General features: G+C 42.5%; 6 protein-coding genes. 2 read left to right on the forward strand and 4 right to left on the reverse strand.

Annotated elements, in window-relative coordinates:
• Window positions 1-4: 4 nt before the first annotated feature.
• From lysA to F902_RS16070, 4 genes are all read right to left on the reverse strand, one after another.
• Window positions 5-1,255, reverse strand: coding sequence for a diaminopimelate decarboxylase (gene lysA, locus F902_RS16055; RefSeq protein WP_005205045.1), 1,251 nt, complete (start codon window positions 1,253-1,255; stop codon window positions 5-7).
• Window positions 1,256-1,277: 22 nt separating this feature from the next.
• Entirely contained in the window at window positions 1,278-1,517 is a 240-nt protein-coding gene (gene lptM, locus F902_RS16060) for an LPS translocon maturation chaperone LptM (protein ID WP_005205048.1), read from the reverse strand.
• 141 nt (window positions 1,518-1,658) lie between these two features.
• Entirely contained in the window at window positions 1,659-3,071 is a 1,413-nt protein-coding gene (locus F902_RS16065; RefSeq protein ID WP_005205050.1) for an amino acid permease, read from the reverse strand.
• Between the two features lie 293 nt (window positions 3,072-3,364).
• Window positions 3,365-4,873, reverse strand: a complete 1,509-nt coding sequence (locus F902_RS16070; protein ID WP_005205053.1) for an alanine/glycine:cation symporter family protein — start codon at window positions 4,871-4,873, stop codon at window positions 3,365-3,367.
• A gap of 349 nt (window positions 4,874-5,222) precedes the next feature.
• Here F902_RS16070 and radA point away from each other — a divergent pair, with 349 nt between their 5' ends.
• Window positions 5,223-6,611 carry a DNA repair protein RadA gene (gene radA / locus F902_RS16075; protein WP_004805571.1) on the forward strand — a complete coding sequence of 463 codons (1,389 nt, stop codon included), beginning with the start codon at window positions 5,223-5,225 and terminating at the stop codon, window positions 6,609-6,611.
• 95 nt (window positions 6,612-6,706) lie between these two features.
• Window positions 6,707-7,690 (forward strand): Tim44 domain-containing protein, encoded by a 984-nt coding sequence (locus tag F902_RS16080; protein ID WP_005205056.1) that lies wholly within the window; start codon window positions 6,707-6,709, stop codon window positions 7,688-7,690.
• The last annotated feature ends 354 nt before the right edge of the window (window positions 7,691-8,044 follow it).

The raw sequence follows: 8,044 nt of genomic DNA on the forward strand, positions 1-8,044 counted from the left end.
TAATTTACTCCTCAGGCAACAAATGCTCTTTTTCCCAGAGTGATTCTATGGTTTCACGCTCACGAATTAAATAGGCTTGATCACCACTGACCATAACTTCGGCAGCACGACCACGGCTATTATAATTAGAGCTCATTACGAAACCATAAGCACCTGCACCCAACACTGCTAAGACATCATTTTCCTGAAGTGCCAACTCACGTTCTTTACCCAAGAAATCACCAGTTTCGCAAATGGCACCGACTAAATCCCAAGTTTTAACTTCAACATCAGGATTTGGATTGACCGACTGAATATCCATCCACGCTTCATATAGAGCAGGACGAATAAGGTCATTCATCGCGGCATCAATAATGGCAAAGTTGCGATGATTGGTCGGTTTGAGTAAATCTACCTTGGTGACTAATGCACCTGCATTGGCAGAAATACTACGCCCCGGTTCCATATATACTTTGAGACCCAACTTTTCTAAAGCTGGACGCATTGAATTGGCATACTCTTCAACACTTGGTGGCGTTTCATCTTTATAACGCACACCCAAACCACCACCAATATCAATATGTTTGAGGTTGATACCCAAGCTTTTCAATTGCTCAATCATTAAAATGACACGATCAAGTGCATCCACAAAAGGTTTAGTTTCAGTCAATTGTGAACCGATATGACAATCAATCCCGACAATCTCAAGATTCGGTAACGATGCTGCATATTGATAAGTTTCATCAACCGTATCACTTGGAATACCAAACTTATTTTCTTTCAAACCCGTAGAGATATAAGGATGGGTTTTAGCATCTACATCTGGATTCACACGTAACGAAATCGGTGCTTTTTTTCCAAGTTTTGCTGCAACTTTTTGAATGCGATCTAGCTCGGCATGTGACTCGACATTAAAACAAGCAATCCCAACATTTAGGGCTTTTTCGATATCTGCTTCAGATTTACCTAAACCAGAAAATACGATTTTCGAAGGCTCACCGCCAGCTGCCAGTACACGAGCCAGTTCCCCACCGGTCACGATATCAAAACCCGCACCGACTTTTGCCAATACACTCAGAACAGCCAAATTTGAGTTTGACTTCACCGCAAAACAGATTTGATGATCAATAAAATCAAAAGCACGGTGCATATCCAAGTAATGCTTTTCAAAAGTTGCTTTTGAATAAACATATAAAGGCGTGCCGTATTGCTGTGCGAGCTGATCCAGTGAACATTGCTCAGCGTGCAATACTCCATTAATGCGAGTGAAACTCATGAAGATGTCCTTATTTACAAACTTAAGGTGAGATGGTCTGTGATTGAGTCGTTGACGATGTTGCTTGGCGTTCTACCTCTGCTTGATCTGCTTTTGCATCAGATGAAGCCTTAGCCTGAGGTGCTTCATTTTTATAAAGCAGATATTTTGCGCGCTTATCCTGATTTTGATCAGACGGTAATTGCAATGCACCTGACTGACCACATGCAGTTAAAACGACACTGCTGAGCAATAAACTGATTGAACAAATGACTTTAAGCATCTGAGCACCTAACTTTTACAATTCGGAGCAGTATAGCGTGATCATTAGATCGGCTAAAGTCTAAACTTGAATGAATCAAACAATAACCATAAAAAAACGCCGACTTTGAGGTCGGCGTTTTGTGTTAAATCGGCTAAAGAATTACTTTTTCTTATAGAAGAAATAACCAATTGCCAAGATAACAAACCAGATCGGGCTGACTTTGAGTGATTCCAACGTCGTTTCATCCAAAGCAAGGAAGTAGATCGTTGCAAGGAAGAAAATAATCACCACCCAACAAGTAAACACACCGCCAGGTAATTTAAATGTTGATTGCGCATGTAGTTCAGGACGATTTTTGCGGTAGTTGATATAACTCCACATAATGATCATCCATACACAGATGAACAGAATCGTAGAGAGCGTTGTTGCTAAAGTAAATGCAGTCACTTCATCATTGGTGCCCGTTTGTAATTTATAAACAAACTGAACGAATGCGCCAATAAAGATACAGATTGATGAGAAAATCAAAGCTTTTGCAGGAACTGCAGACTTCGATAATTTACCAAACAACTTCGGTGCTTGCTCATCCGTTGATAAACCAAACAACATACGGCTAGTTGAGAATACACCACTGTTCATGGATGACATCACTGACGATAACACCACCAGGTTCATGATAATCGCCGCAGAAGCAATACCAGCTTGTGAGAAGATGTTAACGAATGGGCTGACTTTAGGATTGATCTGATCCCACGGTGTTACACACATCACCACGAACAATGCCAATACATAGAAAATAATGATACGGATTGGAATCGAGTTAATCGCTTTTGGTAAGTTACGCTTCGGATCTTGTGTTTCAGCAGCCGTGGTTCCGACCAATTCCACCCCAACAAAGGCGAAAATCGCAATCTGGAAGCCTGCCAAGAAGCCATCTAAACCTTTCGGGAACATGCCACCATGTGTCCAAAGATTGGAAACGCTTGCAACCGTACCAGAAGCATTGGTAAATCCAGTAAAGATCATCCATAAACCAACAGCAATCAGGACAATAATCGCGGTGATCTTCACCATCGCAAACCAGAACTCCATTTCACCGAATAGTTTTACGGTGACCAAGTTCAAGCCCAGTACAAAAGCAATCGCAACAGTACTAATCAGTAAACCGCCCAATGGTGTAAATGACTCACCACCATTAAAGAATTCCAGATAGTAAATAATGGCCGATAAATCTGCAATACCAATGGTGACCCAACAGAGCCAGTAGGTCCAACCAACAAAATAACCAGCCCAAGGGCCAATTAAATCAGTCGATAAATCGATAAAAGATTTGTAGTTAAGGTTGGATAGTAATAGCTCCCCTAATGCACGCATTACGAAGAACACCATCAAACCAATGGTCATGTAAATAAATAGAATTGATGGTCCAGCTAAACTAATGGTTTTACCAGATCCCATGAACAACCCTGTTCCAATGGCACCGCCAATCGCAATCAACTGCAGATGTCGATTAGATAGACTACGGTGAAGTCCGCTTTGTTCAGCAGCCTCACTCAGATTTTGATTCGACATTTTACAAAAACTCTCCAGTGTTTTAGTTCATTAGCTGAAACAACGCCGAACAACGATTCGTACCATTTTCAGTATCTTTTCTCGTTATTCATGAGTTGGCTTGCTTTAGCTAAGAAATGTTTTACCTGTATTTTTTTCAAGTGAAATACAATCGAATTCGATCATACGCACAAGGCCAAAACAATACAATGAACTTATGAGGACAACTCGTCAGTCATAAAAAGGCACTTCAAAATTAAAGAGTAGCGATTTAAGCCACTCTTTTTCTACTCGAGAAAATATTGATTTATAATTCAATCATTAGAAGTTTGCTTCTGTTTATTTTTGAGACGCTCCTCCCAAAACGTTGCATTACGAATACCCAATTTAATTGGATCAAATGTAAACTCCTTAACTCCTGCTTTTTGTTGTTCTTCATAGTCACGTAAAGCCTTAATGGTTGGTTTCCATACAAAATAGGTCACGATAATACCGATGATATTAATCCATGCCATCAGACCGACCCCAATATCACCAATCCCCCAAATATAACCTGTTGCGCTGAGTACGCCATACGCCACAGAAATCATAATGAAACATTTGGTGATGAATAAAAGAGATGGTGTTTTGGTGATGTAGCTCAGATAAGTGATGTTTGTTTCAGCAATATAGTAATAGGCCACAATCGTGGTAAAGGCAAAGAAGAATACCGCCAAGGCAACAAAGATCTGACCAAAACCACCAAACACGGTGCTAACCGCCATTTGTGTAAATGCTGGTGAACCTATCTCAGTGCCAGGCGCAACATTCTGTACGATAAACTGCCCAGCTTCTAAAGTACCCTGTACGTTATACATACCAGTAATCAAAATCATAAAAGCTGTTGCAGAACACACAAATAGCGTATCAACATAAATGGAGAAGGCTTGCACAAAACCTTGTTGTGCTGGATGCTGAACTTCTGCGGCTGCAGCAGCGTGCGGTCCTGTACCTTGTCCTGCCTCATTAGAGTAAACACCGCGTTTTACCCCCCAACCAATGGCGGCACCAATCCCTGCCATTGGCGAAAATGCATCTTCAAAAATGAGTTTGATCACGCCAGGCAATTCTTGGATATTCATCGCCACAATAATCACGGCCATCAAGATATAACCCAAGGCCATAAATGGAACAACGAACTCTGCGAAGCGTGCAATACGTTTAATTCCACCAAAAATAATGATTGCCAATAAAGAAACAATCACGATTAAGGCCAATAATTTATAAGTACCGACATTACCAAATACGATGGCGCCCTGACCTGTAATTTGGGTAAACGCATTACCGACCGCATTGGCTTGAATACCGGGTAGGAATAAACCACAGGAAATAATTGCAGCAATCGCAAAGAGAATGCCTAACCAACGCTGGCCTAAGCCACGGTCAAAATAAAATGCAGGTCCACCACGATATTCACCTTGATATTCGACCTTATAAATTTGACCGAGAGTTGACTCAACATAAGCGGTACTTGCACCCAAAAATGCAACCAACCACATCCAAAACACAGCACCTGGACCACCGAATCCAATTGCTGCCGCCACCCCTGCAATATTCCCCACTCCGACACGTCCAGATAAGGAGACTGCCAGCGCTTGGAATGAGGAAATTCCTTGCGCGGAGGATGAACCATTAATTAACAGCTTTGCCATTTCCTTAATTTGGCGAACCTGTACAAACCGAGTTAAAATAGAAAAAAACAAACCAGCACCTAGGCATAAATAGATCAGCGCTGGACTCCAGATAATTCCATTTACCCAATTTACAATTTCTGCTGCACTCATAGACATCAACCTTTATTATATATTTTGAAAAAATAGCCACTGCTAAATTCCCATTCGTCTGAGCATGAGCAATATCTATGCCATTCGATCAAAATCTCATGACAACAAATAAGCGAACACACCTATACCATCCTTGGAAAAAGTGAATTGAACAAAAAAATGAATGCTAAAAACACACTGTCTATAAGTTGTATATCATGTTATTTTCCTGAGCACTTCCCTTTAACCAACCAGTGACGAAACCGTACTGTCTTCTTGTTTTATCCTTATAAAGAACGATCAGCGTTGTTAGAAATTTTCGTCCTGACTCTTTTTTATCTAATTTTAAGAAAGTTTTCAATTTTATCTTATGGCAAAAATTAAATCCGTTTACAGATGTGAACAATGTGGTGCAGATCATCCCAAATGGGCTGGGCAATGTTCTGAATGCGGCGAATGGAATAGTTTACTGGAAGTCCGTGTCGAACCAGTGGTTACCCATCGTGGTCAACCTAAAATAGGTGGCTATGCAGGGCAAGCAGCCAGTATTACCACGCTCAATCAAGTCACCGTCTCCAATGAAACCCGTGTTCCGACAGGCATTAGCGAATTCGATCGTGTGCTTGGTGGTGGCCTAGTCATTGGTTCAGTTGTATTGATCGGTGGTGATCCTGGGATTGGCAAATCCACCATCCTGTTGCAAACCGCCACCCATATGGCCAGTAAAAAAAGTTCGGCGCTTTATGTGACGGGTGAAGAATCACTTTCACAGGTTGCCTTACGAGCTCAACGTTTAGATCTACCCACAGACTCACTTAAGGTAATGGCGGAAACCTGTGTCGAACGCATTTGCGAAGTGTTGGCACAAGAACGCCCTGCTGTTGCAATTTTGGACTCAATTCAAACCTTATATACCGAAACACTGCAATCAGCACCTGGTGGTGTCTCACAAATCCGTGAATCTGCTGCCCTACTGACTCGATTTGCAAAGAATAGTGGCACTGCTTTATTCCTGGTGGGTCATGTCACCAAAGAAGGCGCCTTAGCAGGCCCACGTGTTTTAGAACATATGGTGGATTGTGTGCTTTATTTTGAAGGGCAATCTGACTCTCGTTACCGCATGATACGTGCTGTAAAGAACCGTTTTGGTGCAGTCAATGAACTCGGTGTATTTGCGATGACCGATAAAGGCCTACGTGAAGTGGCCAATCCATCAGCTATTTTCTTGAGCCGCTATGATGAAGCCATTCCGGGCTCTATTGTAATGATTAGCCGTGAAGGAACACGCCCACTACTGGTTGAAGTTCAAGCTCTCGTTGATGATGCGCATGGGCAACCCCGTCGAGTTGCTCTCGGCTTGGAACAAAACCGTTTAAATATGCTGCTGGCAGTCATGCATCGACATGGTGGCGTACAAACCTCAGGACAAGATGTCTATGTCAATGTGGTCGGTGGTTTAAAAATTACCGAGACGGGTTCTGACTTAGCGGTACTACTGGCATGTGCTTCAAGTTTAAGAGGCAAAGCCTTGCCACAGCAATTGGCAGTCTTTGGCGAAGTCGGGCTCTCGGGTGAAATTCGTCCTGTACCAAATGGTCAAGAACGCTTAAAAGAAGCAGCAAAACATGGCTTTAAGTATGTGATCTTACCTCGAGGAAATGCACCACAGAAGTCGATTGATGGTGTACAAATCATTGCGGTAGCGCGTTTGCATGAAGCCCTGACTGAAGCCATGCAGCTAAGTGATGAGCTGGGCTAATCGCTTGACATAAAAAAACATACTTTTGTTATTGAAATTCCATCGAAATACATGCATAAATACATTTACAAATTGGATTTAAATAGGAATTTTCGATGCAAGTACACCAGCGTGGCTTGATGGCAGCTCTTTTAATGGCAACTTTGGTTGCTGCACCGCTTGCGGAAGCAAAACGTGCAGGTGGTGGTAAAAGCCACGGTATGAGCAGATCTAGTTCATCTAGCCAATCTTACCAGCCATCTCGTCAAGCAGCTCCAGCACCTCAACAACAAACTGCACCACAGAAATCTGGTCCAGGCGTAGGTACAATGGTTGCTGCGGGTGTAGCTGGTGCTGCAGTGGGTGCAGTTGCTGCCAATGCATTAGCAGATGACAAGCAACAAAATCCAACAGCAACTGAGCAACAGGCTAATGCTCAAGCACAGCAACAGGAAGAAAAAGGTGGCATTCCTAGCTGGCTTTGGGTTCTTCTTGCTGCAGCGATCGCCTTCTTTGTTTTCCGCAAATTAGGCGCAAAAAAAAAATTAGCAGCCAATAACCCATACGCACCAAACAATGGCGGTCAAAATAACTTTGGCCGTCAAACTCCACCTCAGCCTGCAGCTCGCCAAACAGGTGATAACACCAACATCTTTGGTCAATCTGTAGCTGGTGGCGCTGCTGCTCCACAAGCGCCATTTGGTGCTGCATCAATGAGTAGTGGTAACCAATTACCAGATGGTACTGAACCTGCTGCATTCTTGCGTATCGCACGTCAACGTTTTAACCATATTCAGTCAGTGAACAGCGCAAGTAATGTCGAAGAAATTCGTCGTTACTTGACACCTGAACTTTATAATTCAATGTACAGCGACATTATGGCGAACCAGGACCAAGACGTTGCTGAATTTAGCAACCTCAATGCAATGGTTGTTGAAAGCACTACTGAAAATGGTCAATATCTTGTTAGCGTACGTTTTACCGGTACAGTCAGTGAAGACTTAAACAGCTTACCTCAACCCTTTGCTGAAATCTGGCATTTTGTGAAGCCTGCTGGCTCACAACAAGATTGGGTTGTTGCGGGTATCCAGCAAGCTTAATTGCTTTGATTGGAAAAAAAAAGAGCTGTTCCGACAGCTCTTTTTTATTGCCTCTGCTTTATCCGCATAAAAAAAGCCACTCTCTATATCGGAGAATGGCGGAGTGTAAATAGAACCAACATTACTTATTATTAGAATAAAAAACACAACCTAGCACGATCTGTCTATTGATACTAACGGATAAGCTCAAAGAAAAACCATTCCTCTTTTGGGGAATAAAAGCAATTTTATTGCGATCATTTATCCCAAGCTAACACCGCATTCAGCCATTCAGCCATTCAGCCATTCAGCCATTCAGCCATTCAGCCATTCAGCCATTCAGCCATTCAGCCATTCAGCCATTCAGCCATTCAG

This window comes from Acinetobacter higginsii, from assembly GCF_000369525.1.
GTDB lineage: Bacteria > Pseudomonadota > Gammaproteobacteria > Pseudomonadales > Moraxellaceae > Acinetobacter > Acinetobacter higginsii.

Bases quoted from the DNA above. Each gene is read 5' to 3' on its own strand.
- lysA (WP_005205045.1), bottom strand. From the start codon at position 1,255: ATGAGTTTCACTCGCATTAATGGAGTATTGCACGCTGAGCAATGTTCA.
- lptM (WP_005205048.1), bottom strand. From the start codon at position 1,517: ATGCTTAAAGTCATTTGTTCAATCAGTTTATTGCTCAGCAGTGTCGTT.
- F902_RS16065 (WP_005205050.1), bottom strand. From the start codon at position 3,071: ATGTCGAATCAAAATCTGAGTGAGGCTGCTGAACAAAGCGGACTTCAC.
- F902_RS16070 (WP_005205053.1), bottom strand. From the start codon at position 4,873: ATGAGTGCAGCAGAAATTGTAAATTGGGTAAATGGAATTATCTGGAGT.
- radA (WP_004805571.1), top strand. From the start codon at position 5,223: ATGGCAAAAATTAAATCCGTTTACAGATGTGAACAATGTGGTGCAGAT.
- F902_RS16080 (WP_005205056.1), top strand. From the start codon at position 6,707: ATGCAAGTACACCAGCGTGGCTTGATGGCAGCTCTTTTAATGGCAACT.